General features: G+C 63.1%; 11 protein-coding genes, 1 tRNA gene and 1 pseudogene. 8 read left to right on the plus strand and 5 right to left on the minus strand.

From position 1 onward, the window contains the following. Positions 1 to 9 precede the first annotated feature (9 nt). Together FHS49_RS19945 and FHS49_RS01640 are read left to right on the plus strand one after the other, a co-directional pair. Positions 10 to 165: pseudogene (locus FHS49_RS19945) on the plus strand (excisionase family DNA-binding protein); the annotation flags it as partial. A gap of 14 nt (positions 166 to 179) precedes the next feature. Beyond that, the gene (locus FHS49_RS01640) at positions 180 to 1,208 is read left to right on the plus strand and encodes a tyrosine-type recombinase/integrase (protein ID WP_246350192.1); all 1,029 of its coding nucleotides are present in this window, start codon (positions 180 to 182) and stop codon (positions 1,206 to 1,208) included. 31 nt (positions 1,209 to 1,239) lie between these two features. On the opposite strand, the gene FHS49_RS01645 is transcribed toward FHS49_RS01640, so the two are convergent. Next, positions 1,240 to 1,316: transfer RNA gene (locus FHS49_RS01645), tRNA-Pro, on the minus strand. A gap of 79 nt (positions 1,317 to 1,395) precedes the next feature. Further along, positions 1,396 to 2,694: an FAD-dependent oxidoreductase gene (locus FHS49_RS01650; protein WP_184014570.1), complete on the minus strand. Its 1,299-nt coding sequence runs from the start codon at positions 2,692 to 2,694 to the stop codon at positions 1,396 to 1,398. 99 nt (positions 2,695 to 2,793) lie between these two features. Between FHS49_RS01650 and pnuC the strand changes: the two genes are divergently transcribed. From pnuC to lepA, 5 genes are all read left to right on the plus strand, one after another. Beyond that, on the plus strand, positions 2,794 to 3,366 hold the full coding sequence (pnuC, locus tag FHS49_RS01655; RefSeq protein ID WP_184014571.1) for a nicotinamide riboside transporter PnuC: 573 nt from the start codon (positions 2,794 to 2,796) through the stop codon (positions 3,364 to 3,366). Further along, positions 3,363 to 3,881 (plus strand): AAA family ATPase, encoded by a 519-nt coding sequence (locus tag FHS49_RS01660; protein WP_343052870.1) that lies wholly within the window; start codon positions 3,363 to 3,365, stop codon positions 3,879 to 3,881. Before pnuC ends, FHS49_RS01660 begins: the two co-directional genes overlap by 4 nt. A 115-nt stretch (positions 3,882 to 3,996) precedes the next feature. After that, positions 3,997 to 4,521 carry a hypothetical protein gene (locus tag FHS49_RS01665; protein ID WP_184014573.1) on the plus strand — a complete coding sequence of 175 codons (525 nt, stop codon included), beginning with the start codon at positions 3,997 to 3,999 and terminating at the stop codon, positions 4,519 to 4,521. Positions 4,522 to 4,534: 13 nt separating this feature from the next. Further along, positions 4,535 to 5,227, plus strand: coding sequence for a COG3904 family protein (locus FHS49_RS01670; protein WP_184014574.1), 693 nt, complete (start codon positions 4,535 to 4,537; stop codon positions 5,225 to 5,227). 80 nt (positions 5,228 to 5,307) lie between these two features. After that, positions 5,308 to 7,116 carry a translation elongation factor 4 gene (gene lepA, locus FHS49_RS01675; protein ID WP_343052871.1) on the plus strand — a complete coding sequence of 603 codons (1,809 nt, stop codon included), beginning with the start codon at positions 5,308 to 5,310 and terminating at the stop codon, positions 7,114 to 7,116. Between the two features lie 82 nt (positions 7,117 to 7,198). Here lepA and FHS49_RS01680 read toward each other — a convergent pair whose 3' ends face one another. The 3 genes from FHS49_RS01680 to FHS49_RS01690 form a co-directional block, all read right to left on the minus strand. After that, positions 7,199 to 7,903 carry a cytochrome b/b6 domain-containing protein gene (locus FHS49_RS01680; RefSeq protein ID WP_184014576.1) on the minus strand — a complete coding sequence of 235 codons (705 nt, stop codon included), beginning with the start codon at positions 7,901 to 7,903 and terminating at the stop codon, positions 7,199 to 7,201. Further along, the gene (locus tag FHS49_RS01685; protein ID WP_184014577.1) at positions 7,903 to 8,361 is read right to left on the minus strand and encodes a c-type cytochrome; all 459 of its coding nucleotides are present in this window, start codon (positions 8,359 to 8,361) and stop codon (positions 7,903 to 7,905) included. The genes FHS49_RS01680 and FHS49_RS01685 overlap by 1 nt, the downstream gene beginning before the upstream one ends. Before the next feature lie 262 nt (positions 8,362 to 8,623). Next, positions 8,624 to 10,888 carry an NADP-dependent malic enzyme gene (locus tag FHS49_RS01690; RefSeq protein ID WP_184014578.1) on the minus strand — a complete coding sequence of 755 codons (2,265 nt, stop codon included), beginning with the start codon at positions 10,886 to 10,888 and terminating at the stop codon, positions 8,624 to 8,626. Positions 10,889 to 10,988: 100 nt separating this feature from the next. Between FHS49_RS01690 and mutS the strand changes: the two genes are divergently transcribed. Then, entirely contained in the window at positions 10,989 to 13,610 is a 2,622-nt protein-coding gene (mutS, locus tag FHS49_RS01695; RefSeq protein WP_484592888.1) for a DNA mismatch repair protein MutS, read from the plus strand. Positions 13,611 to 13,628: the final 18 nt, after the last annotated feature.

The raw sequence follows: 13,628 nt of genomic DNA on the forward strand, positions 1-13,628 counted from the left end.
GAACGCTCTGTGAAATACGAGCCAATTGACCCTCGCAAGCCATTCACGGTCAAAACTCTGGCCGTCTATTGGGATTGCAGCGAAGGCGTGATTCGCAAGCTGATCGAGCGGCAGGAGTTGCAATCCTTCCGGATCGGCGATTTGATCCGCATCCGTGCGGCCGAAGTAGAGAGATTCGAATGTCAGACCAGCCTTTCACCATCCAGCGACTGCGCGGAGCATGGGCCATCGTCTGGCGAGATGGGGATGGAAACCGACATAGACAGGCTCTTGCCGCCCCCGATCGCATCGGGGCAGAGGCCGAGGCGCGCCAGCGCTGGCGGCTCGGCAACCGTTCTCGAAGGACCGTGGGCGGATTAGTCGAGGCCTACCTTGCGGATCGCAAGGCCGAGGGCATCGTCACTGCTGACCGCCAGGCCGATGCGTGGAAGGCAATGAAATCCTATTGGGGGGATGTCAGCCCCAATCTGATCGATAAAGACATGGCACGCGGCTATGCCGCCCGGCGCAAGGCCGCCACAGCCACCATCCGCTATGAGCTCTCGATGCTGTCCGTCGCGCTGCGCTGGGCGAAGGATGAGAAGTTGATCGATGCTGCGCCAGAGATCTGGCGGCCTGCGCCACCTGATCGCAAACAGCGTCATCTGTCGCAGCAGGAATTCGAGACGTTCTTCGCCCAGGTGAAGGCACCACATGCCCGCCTCTATGTGCTATTGGGGTTATACACCATGGCACGCCCGGCCGCGCTGCTCGATCTCACATGGGATCGCGTTGATTGGAAGCGGGGCACGATCGATCTCAATCCGCCCGGCCGCACCCGGACCGCGAAGAAGCGGGCCGAAACGATCCCGCTGAATGACGAGGCGATCGAGGCACTGAAGCTGGCGTGGACGGCCCGCCAGACCGATTATGTCATCGAACGCGGGGGCAAGCGCATCGCCAACGTGAAAAAGCTGTTCCAGGCAGCCAGCGAACGCAGCGGGATCCATGTCACCGCCTATATGCTTCGCCACACCGGCGCGGTCTGGGCAGCCGAGGCGGGCGCGCCGATGAGCGAGCTGGCGCAGTTCATGGGCCACGATGACAGCCGCACGACTGAGAAACATTATGCCCGCTACACACCGGGTTTTCTGCGGGGCGTCGCCAACCGCGTCCGCCGCGCCGAGACAACGGAGGTTCAAATGAACCTTGGCGTCCTGTCCGCTTGATGCCAAAAACGGCAGAAAACTAGGAAATTTTTGGTCGGGGAAAGAGGATTCGAACCTCCGGCCCCTGCCTCCCGAAGACAGTGCTCTACCAGGCTGAGCTATTCCCCGACCGATGCGGATCCGGCACGAAGCCGGTTAGGCAGGCGGCGGCTTATAGCAGCGAAGCGGGCGGGTTCAAGTCCGCACTTCATGTGTCGCGTGCAGCGATCATCTCGGCCACATCGATGAACTTGCCGCGCGGCGCGCCATCGCGGGCACGCGCGATTTCGGCGGCCTCGATTTTTTGCCAGTCCCGAAAAGTGACCACTTCGACGGCGCGCTGCGCAAGCAGCGAATCGAGCGCGGCGCGTCCGGCCTTTTGCGATCCGGCGGCGATATCGGCCCCGATCAGCTCAACGATCGCATAACCATCGGGCCGGTTGGTGCCGATCGTGCCGCTCGGCCCACGACGCGCCCAGCCGACGCAGTAAAGGCCGGGCAGAATCCGGCCCTCGTCATTGATGAAGCGGCCCAGGCCATGATCATAGGGCACGCCTTCGATCGGCGGTGTGCGATAGCCGATACAGCTTATGACGAGGCCGCACGGGATGTCATAGGTTTCGCCCGTGCCATGGGCATTGCCGCGATCGTCCAGCGCGGTGCGTTCGACGATCATGCGTTCGGGCTTGCCGTCACCCTCGATCCGCAAGGGGCTGCCGAAGAAGTCGAAATCGATCCTTACCGGTTTCTGTGTGTTGGCGGCTGCGAAATTGCGCAGATGGGACACCGCCTTTCGCAGGCCGGGTTCGAGCGTAGAATCGTCGGCGATGGGCGGGAGATCGCGCTCATCGACATGGGGAGCCGCTTGGTCGAGATGGCCAAGCTCGCCCAGCTCCTTGGGCGTCATCGCAATCTGATGCGGGCCGCGCCGCCCGAGCAGCGTGACATGCCGGATGGAGGAGCCGGACAGCATCGTCAGCGCATGATCGACGATATCCGAACCGGCGAACTCCGACTTTGTCTTGGCCAGGATCCGCGCCACATCGAGCGCGACATTGCCATGGCCGATAATCACCGCGGACGTGGCATGGAGCGGCGGGTTCAGCGCGGCGAAATCCGGGTGCCCATTATACCAGCCGACGAAGGCGGCGGAGCCGATCACACCGGGCAGATCGCCGCCCGGCAGATCCAGCGCCCGATCCGAGGGCGCACCGGTGGCCAGCACCACGGCATCATAGAGCGTTTGCAATTCGGCGATGGAGATATCCGTGCCGACCGAAACATTGCCAACGAAGCGGACATTGTCGGACAGAGCTACCGTCTCATACCGCTTGGCCACGCCCTTGATCGACTGATGATCGGGCGCCACGCCGAAGCGGATCAGACCATAGGGCACCGGAAGGCGATCGATGATATCGACGCGCACATCCTCACCGAACGTCTTCTGACAGGCTTCGGCGGTATAATAACCCGCCGGCCCGGAGCCGATCACCGCGATATGCCGCATACCTCTGACCTTTCCGTATTTTTCGGCAATGGTAGCGCCGTGAGAAACGGGCGCAAGTGCCGCTGGCGGAGCGGCGAGCCTGATGCTACCGAACGGGGCGTGAGCGGGCTCGAAATCATTGCCGTCATTCTTGGCGCGATCAACATCGTGTTGATCGTTCGGCGGAATATTTGGAATTATCCCGTCGGGATGGCGATGGTCACGCTCTACGCGCAGATTTTCTTCGATGCGAAACTGTATAGCGATGCGCTGCTCCAGATCTTCTTCTTCATCGTCCAGATCTATGGCTGGTGGTATTGGCTCCGCGGCCGTGCTCAAGTGGGTGATATCGTTGTCGAGGCGCTGTCATGGCGCGCGCGCGGCCTCGGGGTTGCGGGGCTGATCCTGGCGACCGCATCGTGGGGCTGGATGATGCACCGTTATACCGATGCGCATTTCCCCTGGTGGGATGGCGGCATCGCGATGATGAGCGTGGCGGCGCAATTGCTGATGTCGCGGCGCTATCTTGAGAATTGGCTGCTGTGGATCGGCGTCGATATCATGTCCGTGGGACTTTATTGGGTGAAGGATCTGAAACTGACTTCTGCGTTATATGTGGTGTTCCTGGCGCTTTCGATCTGGGGTTTCGAAGAATGGATGCGGGTCCGGCAGCAAAAAGCCGTATCAGCGTGACCAGGACCATTTGCTTGCACGGGCCGGAAAGCACCGGCAAATCCACCATGGCCAAAAGGCTGGCTGCGCATTTCGATGCGCCGCTCGTGCCCGAATATGGGCGCACCTATTGCGAGCAATATGGCACGGATCTGACGCTGAACGACCTGCTGACCATCGCGCAGACGCACGATGCGATGACCGGCGCGGCCCTCCGGAACGCGCCCGCTCTGGCGATTCTCGACACCGATCCGCTGATGACCGCCGTATGGTGCGATATGCTGTTCCGTCGCCGGCCGGCCTGGTTCGCGGAGTGGGACCGGACGGCCGATCTCTATCTGCTGTTCGATATAGACTTGCCGTGGATCGACGATGGCACGCGCTTCTTCGGGTTTCCGACCGAGCGCCAGCATTTCATGGATCTGTCCCGCGCCGAACTCGAACGGCGGGGCGTGCGCTGGGCCTTGATCAGCGGCGATGGCGAAGCGCGATACGAAAGCGCGCTGTCCGCGATCACGGCCGCGGGATTGGCCTGAGAGGATCTGGCCTGAGCGGATTTGGCCTGAGCGGGCGATGTGCGGTGGGTCACAATTTATTGACCCTCGATAGGCTAGATTGATAGAGTAAAACATAACCCCAGGGGACCATCACATGTATCGCGCCATCATCCTGAGCTTGCCCTTATTGGCCGCAAGCGTGTCCACGGTCGCCTTGCCGAGCCCCGTTCGTGCCGCGATGCAGGATGGGGAGGAGGCCGTTGCGCCCTGCAAGTCACCCAAGCAAAAGAAGAAGAACAAGCTGTTCGGCAGCATCATCGGCGCGGTGGCCGATCGGACGGTGGGTAGCAATCCGATCACCAATTTCATCCCCTATAACACGATGGCGACCACGCTGACCGATGCGATTGCCTGCAAGCTGGACAAGGACGAGCAGAAAAAGGCGGCCGAGGCGACCGAAGCGGTGGTCACGCGCAGCGTGGGTGCCAGCGAGAGCTGGACAAGCGATACGCGCGAAGGCGTGAGCGGCACGTCTACCGTGACCGCCAGCACGCAAATCGCCAGCGGCGGGACCTGCCGGACGGTGACGGACGTGATCATCGTCAATGGTGAAGAGACCAGCGTGGACAAGAAGATGTGCCGCGCCCCTGGCCAAAGCGCCTATGTCGTTTCGGTCTGATCGCACCAGGGTGATGCGGGTCGCAGCCGCGCTGGCCGTGCTGGCGCTGTGCGCCGGCGCGGCGCCTGCGGGGCGCGATCCGGTGAATCCAAGCTGCCCCAAGGTGCTGAGCTTTTCGGACTATCCGGAAATGCGCTTCACGCTGCAGAAACAGGGTGCCGCGCGCATATTGCTGGCCGAAGGGCGGATCGACGGCGCGGTTGAAAGCCGGCTGGCCGATGCGCTGGAGGCCAATAAGCCGATCGACGAGATCTGGCTGCGATCGCCGGGCGGCAATGCCAAGGCGGGGAATGAAGCGGGGCGCTTCATCCGCAGCGTCGGCATTCCCACGCGCATCCCCAAGGGCTGGGCCTGTTTCAGTGCCTGCAATTTCGTTTTCATGGGCGGTGCGGTGCGGATGGTCGATCCGGGCGGCCTGTTTGTGGTGCACATGTTCACGCATCTGAATGATCGCGGTGCGATCCGCGAGGAATTGAACAAGGGCACGGACAAGGCGATCGATCTGATCGGCGACGTGGAGCAGGGGTCTGCCTTGCTCGCGAGCGACGACAATGATTTCCTGATCCGCATGGGCGTGTCGCGCAAGCTGCTCACCGAGGTGATGTATCAGCAAAAAGCGATCCAGAGTCAGGGTGGAGACAGGTCGACCCGGCGCTGTCTCACCCAGGAAGAGCTGTTCAAATACAATGTCGCCAATGCGCGCTAGGCGACGCTGATTCACCGCGGCGCTGGCAATTCGCGGGCGGGATGCTATCGAGCGGGCCAGTTCTTCTGATTGGCTATGACGTGACCGAACTCTCCAAGATCCGTAACTTCTCCATCATCGCGCATATCGACCATGGCAAATCGACCTTGGCCGATCGGCTGATCCAGGAAACGGGCGGACTCACCGCGCGCGAAATGACCAGCCAAGTCCTTGATAATATGGACATTGAGAAAGAGCGCGGGATCACGATCAAGGCGCAGACCGTGCGGCTGGATTACACCGCGGACGACGGGCTCACCTATGAACTGAACCTGATGGATACGCCCGGCCATGTCGATTTCGCGTATGAGGTCAGCCGGAGTCTTGCCGCGTGCGAGGGCGCCTTGCTGGTGGTGGACGCCGCGCAGGGCGTGGAAGCGCAGACGCTGGCCAATGTCTATCAGTCGATCGAGCATGATCATGAGATCGTGCCGGTCATCAACAAGATCGATCTGCCCGCCGCCGAGCCTGAGCGCGTGCGCAAGGAAATCGAGGACGTGATCGGACTCGATGCGTCCGAAGCCGTGTTCGCCAGCGCCAAGGCAGGGATCGGGATCAAGGAGATCCTGGAGCAGATCGTCAAGAAGATCCCGCCGCCCAAGGGCGACCGCGATGCACCGCTCAAGGCGATGCTCGTCGATAGCTGGTACGATCCCTATCTGGGCGTGGTCATCCTTATCAGGGTGATCGACGGCGCGATCAAGAAGGGCCAGCAGATCAAGTTCATGCAGGCCGGCACGACGCATCTGATCGACCGCGTGGGCTGTATGCGGCCCAAGATCGAGCAATTGCCGGAATTGGGGCCGGGCGAGATCGGCTTCATCACCGCGCAGATCAAGGAAGTGGCGCAGACCCGCGTCGGCGATACGATCACTGACGCCAAGCGCCCCGCTGCCGAACCGCTGCCCGGCTTCAAGGAAGTGCAGCCCGTGGTGTTCTGCGGCCTCTTCCCCACCGACGCGAATGATTTCGAGAAATTGCGCGAGAGCATTTCCAAGCTGCGGCTGAACGACGCCTCATTCAGTTTCGAGATGGAGACGAGCGCCGCGCTGGGCTTCGGCTTCCGCTGCGGCTTCCTGGGGCTGCTCCATCTGGAGATCATTCAGGAGCGTCTGACGCGCGAATATGATCTGGACCTGATCACGACCGCCCCTTCGGTGGTCTATCAGATCCAGCTTGCGCATAATGGTGGCGAGATGGCGCTGCACAATCCGGCGGACATGCCCGATCCCAGCCGCATCGCGATGATCGAGGAACCGTGGATCGAGGCAGTGATCTATTGCCCCGACGAATATCTGGGCTCGATCCTCAAGCTCTGCCAGGATCGCCGCGGCATCCAGAAAGGCCTCACCTATGTCGCGGGGCGCGCGCAGGTCACCTATGAACTGCCGCTCAACGAAGTGGTGTTCGATTTCTATGATCGCCTGAAAAGCATCAGCCGCGGCTATGCCAGCTTCGATTATCATCAGATCGGCTATCGGGAGGGTGACCTCGTCAAGATGAGCATCATGGTGAATAGCGAGGCGGTGGATGCGCTCAGCATGATCGTCCACCGCGGCACCGCCGAATCGCGCGGGCGCGGCATGTGCGAACGGCTGAAGGATCTGATCCCGCGCCATCTGTTCAAGATTCCGATCCAGGCTGCGATCGGCGGCAAGGTGATCGCGCGCGAGACGATCGCGGCGATGCGCAAGGACGTCACCGCGAAATGCTATGGTGGTGACATCAGCCGCAAGAAGAAGCTGCTCGACAAGCAGAAAGAGGGCAAGAAGCGGATGCGCGAATATGGCAGCGTCAGCATCCCGCAAGAGGCGTTCATCGCCGCGTTGCGGATGGGGGACGACGCCTGAAGCGAGACGGATTTGCGGGCCTCGCTTCGATCTGCGAGGTCAGCTTCCGGATTGAACCGTTTCTGATGGCGCGGGGACGCCTTCAGCCGATGCCTGGCAAAGGCGCGCCCAGTGAAATCCACCATGCCGCGCCGGCTGCGATGGCGGCGGCGATCATGGACCGCCATGCGGGGGCCATGGCCGGCCGCACGGTCACGCCGTCCATCCGCTTGCGGCCCGTCACCATCGGCCCGATCAGATTGTCGCGCTTGAAGATCACATAATAAGCGATCGCGGCGAGGTGAACCACGATCAGGCCCAGCAGAATATTGAAACCAAGCTCGTGCCATTCGCGCGCAGCGTCCGCGCCATCATAGGAAATGAGATAGGCGAGGGGCCCCGATTCGATGCCATCCACATCCTGTGCGAACAGCCCGAGCGTAAGCTGCGTCACCAATACGACCAGCAGGGCGATCACGCTGAGCGCGCCGAGCGGATTATGCCCGATCACTGGCCCTTGCCCTTCGCCATCAGACCCGCGCAAATGGGCGATGATCGCGCGCGGTCCACGGACGAAATTGGCGAAGCGGGCGGTCCCGCTGCCCACTACGCCCCACAGGATACGGAACAGGACCAGCCCGATCATCACGAAGCCGATGGTCTTGTGCGTATCGATGTCACCTTCCTCACCCGTCCACCACAAGGCGGGGATCAGTGCCACAAAGCTCCAATGGACCAGCCGCACTGGCAAATCCCAGAGCGTGACCATAGCCGGCGTTGCCGCGTCCTGCGGCGCGATGCCAGGCATCAGTCGCGGGTCCGGAAAGTGTCGTGACAGGCCTTGCAGGTGCCGCCGAGCGCCTGAGATGCGTTTTTGATGGCTGCGATATTGGTGCCCCGCGCGGCGGTCTGGAGGCCGCGCGCAGCACCCAGGAATTGGGCCGTCTTCTGGCGAAACTCGGGGTTGCGCTGCCAGATGATCGGCAGCGCTTTCATCTTCACGCCTGTTTCAGGGCCGGTGCCTTTGGGAAAATGCCCCCCCACGCGCGTCGAGGCGGCATAGAGGGCGTCCGCATTGGTCCGCACGATGGCCAGCGTGGGCGCGTCCTTCTGCAATTCGTCGCGAATGGCCTTGTAGCTGCCGCCGATCTTTTTGAAATTGGCTTGACGCGCCTGGATGATTTCGGCCGGCGTCGCCGCCCAGGCGATCGAGCCGACGGAAGCGAGCACCATGGCGGCAAGCGTGGCAGACAATCCGAATTTCATTGACGCGCTCCTAAAATCGAACGGGAAGTTCAGCCCTTGATCAACACGATAAATGGTATCTTGATCAATGCAATTGATAAGCGGCCGCGCTTGCGACGCCCGCTATGGATCAAGCATGAAGGATTCGCGTCATCGCGCACAGGGCGTCACGCGGCCTATCCATGTGTCGAATTCCGACAAGTCCGGCGGCGGATCACATAGCATTGCCAGAATGGGGCGCCATCTCCGCCGACATCAGTCGGCGGAAAGCATCAGGCCTCGATTACCCTGCGATGCCGCCGGCTGCGAGCACTGCCAGCGTCACCAGTTCGGATGCCGTGGAGGCCATCGTCGCCACCTGGACCGGTTTTTCCATGCCCACCAGCATCGGGCCGATCACATGATCGCCGCCCAGCTCGCGCAGCAGCTTCGCTGAAAGATTGGCGGATTGGAGGCCGGGCATCACCAGCACATTCGCCGGCCCTGACAGGCGCGAGAACGGGTATTTCGCCATCATCTTGGGGTTGAGCGCCACGTCCGGGGCCATTTCGCCTTCATATTCGAAACTCACGCCGCGCGCGTCCAGAATGGCCACGGCGTCACGCAGATTGTCCAGCCAATTGCCCGGAGGATTGCCGAAGGTGGAATAGCTGAGGAAGGCCACCCGGGGCTCATGACCCATGCGGCGCGCCACGGCGGCGGTGCCTTCGGCGATATCGGCCAGTTCGGCGGCGCTCGGGCGTTCGTTCACCGTGGTGTCCGCCATGAAAACGGTGTGGCTCTGCCCCACCAGCACATGGATGCCAAAGGGCGTTGCGCCTGCGCGGGGATCGATCACCTTGCGCACTTCGCGCATCGTCTGCGCATAGGTGCGCGTGGTGCCGGTGATCATCGCATCGGCCTCGCCCATCTTGAGCAGCAGCGATCCGAAGATATTGCGATCGCGATTGACCATCCGTTCGATCTCGCGCTTCAGATAGCCGCGGCGCTGCAGACGCTCATAGAGATAATCGACCATCTTGGGCACCAGCGGCGAATTGACGCTGTTATGCACTTCGAAGCTCTCGGGATCATCGACGCCCAGCGCGCGCAGACGATCATGCACATCGTCGCGCCCGACGAGCACGGGAATGCCATAGCCGCCATCGCGGAACTGGATCGCGGCGCGCAGCACCACCTCTTCCTCGCCCTCGGCGAACAGCACGCGCTTGGGATGTGCCTTCGCACCCTCATAGGCCAGCGTGAGCACGGAGGTGGTGGGGTTGAGCCGCGCCTTCAGCGACTGACGATAGGCCGCCATGTCCAGGATCGGCTTTTGCGCAACGCCCGAATCCATCGCTGCCTGCGCCACCGCTGCCGGCACGATCTCCATGAGGCGGGGATCGAACGGTGCGGGAATGATATAGTCTGCGCCAAAGCTCTGGGCGAGGCCGCCATAAGCCAGCGCCACTTCTTCAGGCACCTGCTGACGCGCGAGATCGGCCAGCGCCTGGGCGGCGGCGATCTTCATCTCGTCATTGATCGCGGTGGCGCGCACATCGAGCGCGCCGCGGAAGATGAAGGGGAAGCCCAGGACGTTATTGACCTGATTGGGATAATCCGAACGACCCGTGGCGATGATGGCATCGGGCCGCGCGGCCTTGGCCTCGGGCGGGGTAATTTCCGGATCGGGATTGGCCATCGCGAAGATGATCGGCTTGGGAGCCATCTTCATGATCATTTCCGGCTTCAAGGCACCAGCGGCGGAAAGCCCGAGGAAGATGTCCGCGCCGTCCAGCGCTTCGGTCAGCGTGCGCCGGTCGGTCTTGGCGGCGTGGGCGGATTTCCACTGGTCCATTCCGGCTTCGCGGCCCTGATAGATCACGCCCGTGCGATCGCACATGAGCACATTGTCATGCGGCACACCCAGCGCCTTGATCAGCGCGGTGCAGGCGATCGCCGCCGCCCCTGCGCCGTTCACCACCACCTTCACGTCCTTCAGTTCGCGCCCGGTGAGATAGCAGGCGTTGATCAGGCCCGCCGCGGAGATGATCGCGGTGCCATGCTGATCATCGTGCATCACCGGAATTTTCATCCGTTCTTTCAGCGCTTGCTCGATGATGAAGCATTCGGGTGCCTTGATATCTTCCAGATTGATCCCGCCGAACGTCGGCTCCATCAGCGCCACGGCATTGATGAAAGCGTCGGGATCCTCGGTATCCAGTTCGATATCGATCGAATCCACATCGGCGAAGCGCTTGAACAGCACGGCCTTGCCTTCCATCACGGGCTTGGAGGCGAGCGCGCCGAGATTGCCCAGCCCGAGGATCGCGGTGCCGTTGGAAATCACCGCGACCAGATTGCCCTTGGCGGTATAGTCATAGGCGGTGGCGGGATCGTCGGCGATGGCGCGCACGGGCACGGCGACGCCGGGCGAGTAAGCGAGCGACAGATCGCGCTGGGTCGCCATCGGCTTTGACGCCACGATCTCGATCTTGCCGGGCCGACCGTGAGAATGGAACAGCAAGGCTTCCTGTTCGGAAAATTTGACGTTGCTGCCTTCGCTCATGCGGATGCCCCTATGGAATGCTGGAATGAATCGCGCCCCTGATAGGCGCAAAGAGAGTTTTGGCAAAGTCGCTCCAAGCCGGTATCAGCGGCGCAACGATATGAGCACCAAACCCGCCCCCGCCAGCCAGCCCACGCCGATGATGGTCCAGTATCTGGGCCTGAAGGCGGAGGCCATGGATTGCCTGCTGTTTTACAGGATGGGCGATTTCTTCGAACTTTTCTTCGATGACGCCAAGATCGCGGCTGCGGTTCTGGATATCGCATTGACCGCGCGGGGCGAGCATGAGGGCCGGCCGATCCCCATGTGCGGCGTGCCGTTTCATGCGGCGGACGCTTATCTGGCGCGGTTGATCAAGGGCGGTCACCGGGTCGCGATCGCCGAACAGATCGAAAGCCCGGCGGACGCCAAGGCGCGCGGAGGCAAGACCCTGGTCGGTCGCGCGATCGTGCGCGTGGTGACCGCTGGCACGCTCACCGAAGAGACCTTGCTCGATTCGCGCAGCGCCAATTGGCTGGTTGCTCTGGGCGAAGCGGGCGGCACGCTGGGCATGGCCGCGGCGGACATTTCCACCGGCCGGTTCGAAGTGGCGGAAATCGATCCGCAATCGCTGGGCGCTGAACTGGCACGGCTGGGTGCGGCCGAAATCATCGTGGCGGAGAATGCCGTGCATTGGCCCGAAGAGGCCGTGCCGAGGCCGCCGGGCGATTTCGATAGCGCGCGTGGGGAAGAGCGGCTGAAAACGCTGTTCGGCGTCGCCACACTGGATGGTTTTGGCGGCTTCGGACGGGCGGAGCTGGCGGCCGCGGGCGGGCTGGTCGCCTATCTCGATCATGCCGGTAAGGGATCGCTGCCGTTTCTGCAGGCACCGGTACGACGCCGCGCCGACGGGCATATGATGATCGACGCAGCGACGCGCGAAAGTCTGGAACTGACGCAGGCGAGCGGCGGCGGCCGCGCAGGCAGCCTGCTCGATACGATAGACCGCACCGTGACCGGCGCTGGCGCGCGGTTGCTTGCCGCCGATCTGGGCGCGCCGCTGGCGGATAAGGGCGCGGTCGATACGCGGCTCGATCTGGTCGATTTCTGGTTCAAGGACAGCGGCGCGCGTGACGCGCTGCGGGCGGCGCTAAAGGCCTTGCCCGATATCGGCCGTGCGCTGGGCCGGCTGGTGGCCGGGCGCGGCGGACCCCGTGATCTGGGGCAGTTGCGCGATGGGCTGGGCGAAGCGCGAATGCTGCGTGAGCGGCTGGGGCATCTGCCCGATCCGCCCACGCTGCTGGGCGGATTGCTGCCTGCACTCGATGGGCATGGCGCACTGGTCGATCATCTGTCGCGCGCATTGGTGCCTGCCCCGCCGATCGATGCCGCGCAGGGCGGCTATATTGCCGAAGGTTATGACGCCGCGCTCGATGAGCTGCGCGGCGTGGGTGGCGATGGGCGTCGCGCCATCGCCGCGCTCGAAGCGCAGTATCGCACGCGCACGGGCATCACCACGCTCAAGATCCGGCACAATGGGGTGCTGGGCTATCATGTCGAAGTGCCCGCCAAGGCGGCGGATTCGCTGATGGCACCCGAATCGGGCTTCACTCACCGGCAGACTCTGGCGGGCGTGGTGCGCTTCAATTCGCCAGAACTTCACGAACAGGCGGTGCGCGTTGGGCAGGCGGGTGCCCATGCGCAGGCGGCTGAGGCGGCGCATCTGGAGGAATTGACCGGGCTTGCGCTGGCGCGACGCGATGAGATCGCGCGCACCGCCGATGCGCTGGCGCGGCTCGATGTGAGCGGGGCGCTGGCCGAGCGCGCGGCGGAGGGCGGCTGGGCGCGGCCCAAGCTGGTCGATCATCCGTGTCTGGAGATCGAGGGCGGGCGGCATCCCGTGGTGGAGAGCGCAGTGGCGCGCACGGGCGAACGCTTCGTGGCCAATGATTGCCGCCTGTCCGAAACCGAACGGGTGTGGCTGGTCACCGGGCCGAACATGGGCGGTAAATCCACCTTCCTGCGGCAGAATGCGCTGATCGTGGTGCTGGCGCAGGCCGGGGGTTTCGTGCCTGCAACCAGCGCCACGCTTGGGCTGGTCGATCGGTTGTTCAGCCGGGTGGGGGCGTCGGACAATCTGGCGCGCGGCCGCTCCACCTTCATGGTCGAGATGGTCGAGACCGCCGCCATCCTGGCGCAGGCCACACCGCGCAGCTTCGTCATTCTCGACGAGGTGGGCCGTGGCACCTCCACCTATGATGGCCTCGCCATTGCCTGGGCGGTGGTTGAGGCGGTGCATGAAATGAACCGTTGCCGCTGCCTGTTCGCCACGCATTATCACGAACTGACGCGGTTGGCCGAACGGCTGGATGCGCTCACGCTGCATCATGTCCGCGCACGCGAATGGAAGGGCGATCTTGTGCTGTTGCACGAGCTGGGCCGCGGCCCGGCGGACCGCAGTTACGGCCTCGCGGTGGCCAAGCTCGCAGGCTTGCCGCCCGCCGTTCTCGCCCGGGCTTCGGGTGTTTTGAAGAAATTGGAGGCGGGTCGCGCGCAGACCGGCGGGCTTGCGGCGGGGCTGGATGATCTGCCGCTCTTCGCCGCCATGGCCGCTGCACCCGCGGTCGAAAAAGATGCGCTGCGCGATGCGCTGGCGACGATCGACGCCGATGCGCTCAGCCCGCGTGATGCGCTTGAGGCACTATACCGGCTGAAACGTCTGGCGGAGGAGGGCGGGGAGTAGCGCTTTTGCGCCAAACTC

The organism is Sphingobium boeckii (genome assembly GCF_014199215.1).
Lineage (GTDB): Bacteria > Pseudomonadota > Alphaproteobacteria > Sphingomonadales > Sphingomonadaceae > Sphingobium_A > Sphingobium_A boeckii.

Coding starts and splice junctions, on each gene's coding strand:
- FHS49_RS01640 (WP_246350192.1), top strand. CDS start 180: ATGTCAGACCAGCCTTTCACCATCCAGCGACTGCGCGGAGCATGGGCC.
- mutS (WP_484592888.1), top strand. CDS start 10,989: ATGAGCACCAAACCCGCCCCCGCCAGCCAGCCCACGCCGATGATGGTC.
- FHS49_RS01670 (WP_184014574.1), top strand. CDS start 4,535: ATGCGGGTCGCAGCCGCGCTGGCCGTGCTGGCGCTGTGCGCCGGCGCG.
- FHS49_RS01680 (WP_184014576.1), bottom strand. CDS start 7,903: ATGCCTGGCATCGCGCCGCAGGACGCGGCAACGCCGGCTATGGTCACG.
- FHS49_RS01690 (WP_184014578.1), bottom strand. CDS start 10,888: ATGAGCGAAGGCAGCAACGTCAAATTTTCCGAACAGGAAGCCTTGCTG.
- FHS49_RS01650 (WP_184014570.1), bottom strand. CDS start 2,694: ATGCGGCATATCGCGGTGATCGGCTCCGGGCCGGCGGGTTATTATACC.
- FHS49_RS01665 (WP_184014573.1), top strand. CDS start 3,997: ATGTATCGCGCCATCATCCTGAGCTTGCCCTTATTGGCCGCAAGCGTG.
- FHS49_RS01685 (WP_184014577.1), bottom strand. CDS start 8,361: ATGAAATTCGGATTGTCTGCCACGCTTGCCGCCATGGTGCTCGCTTCC.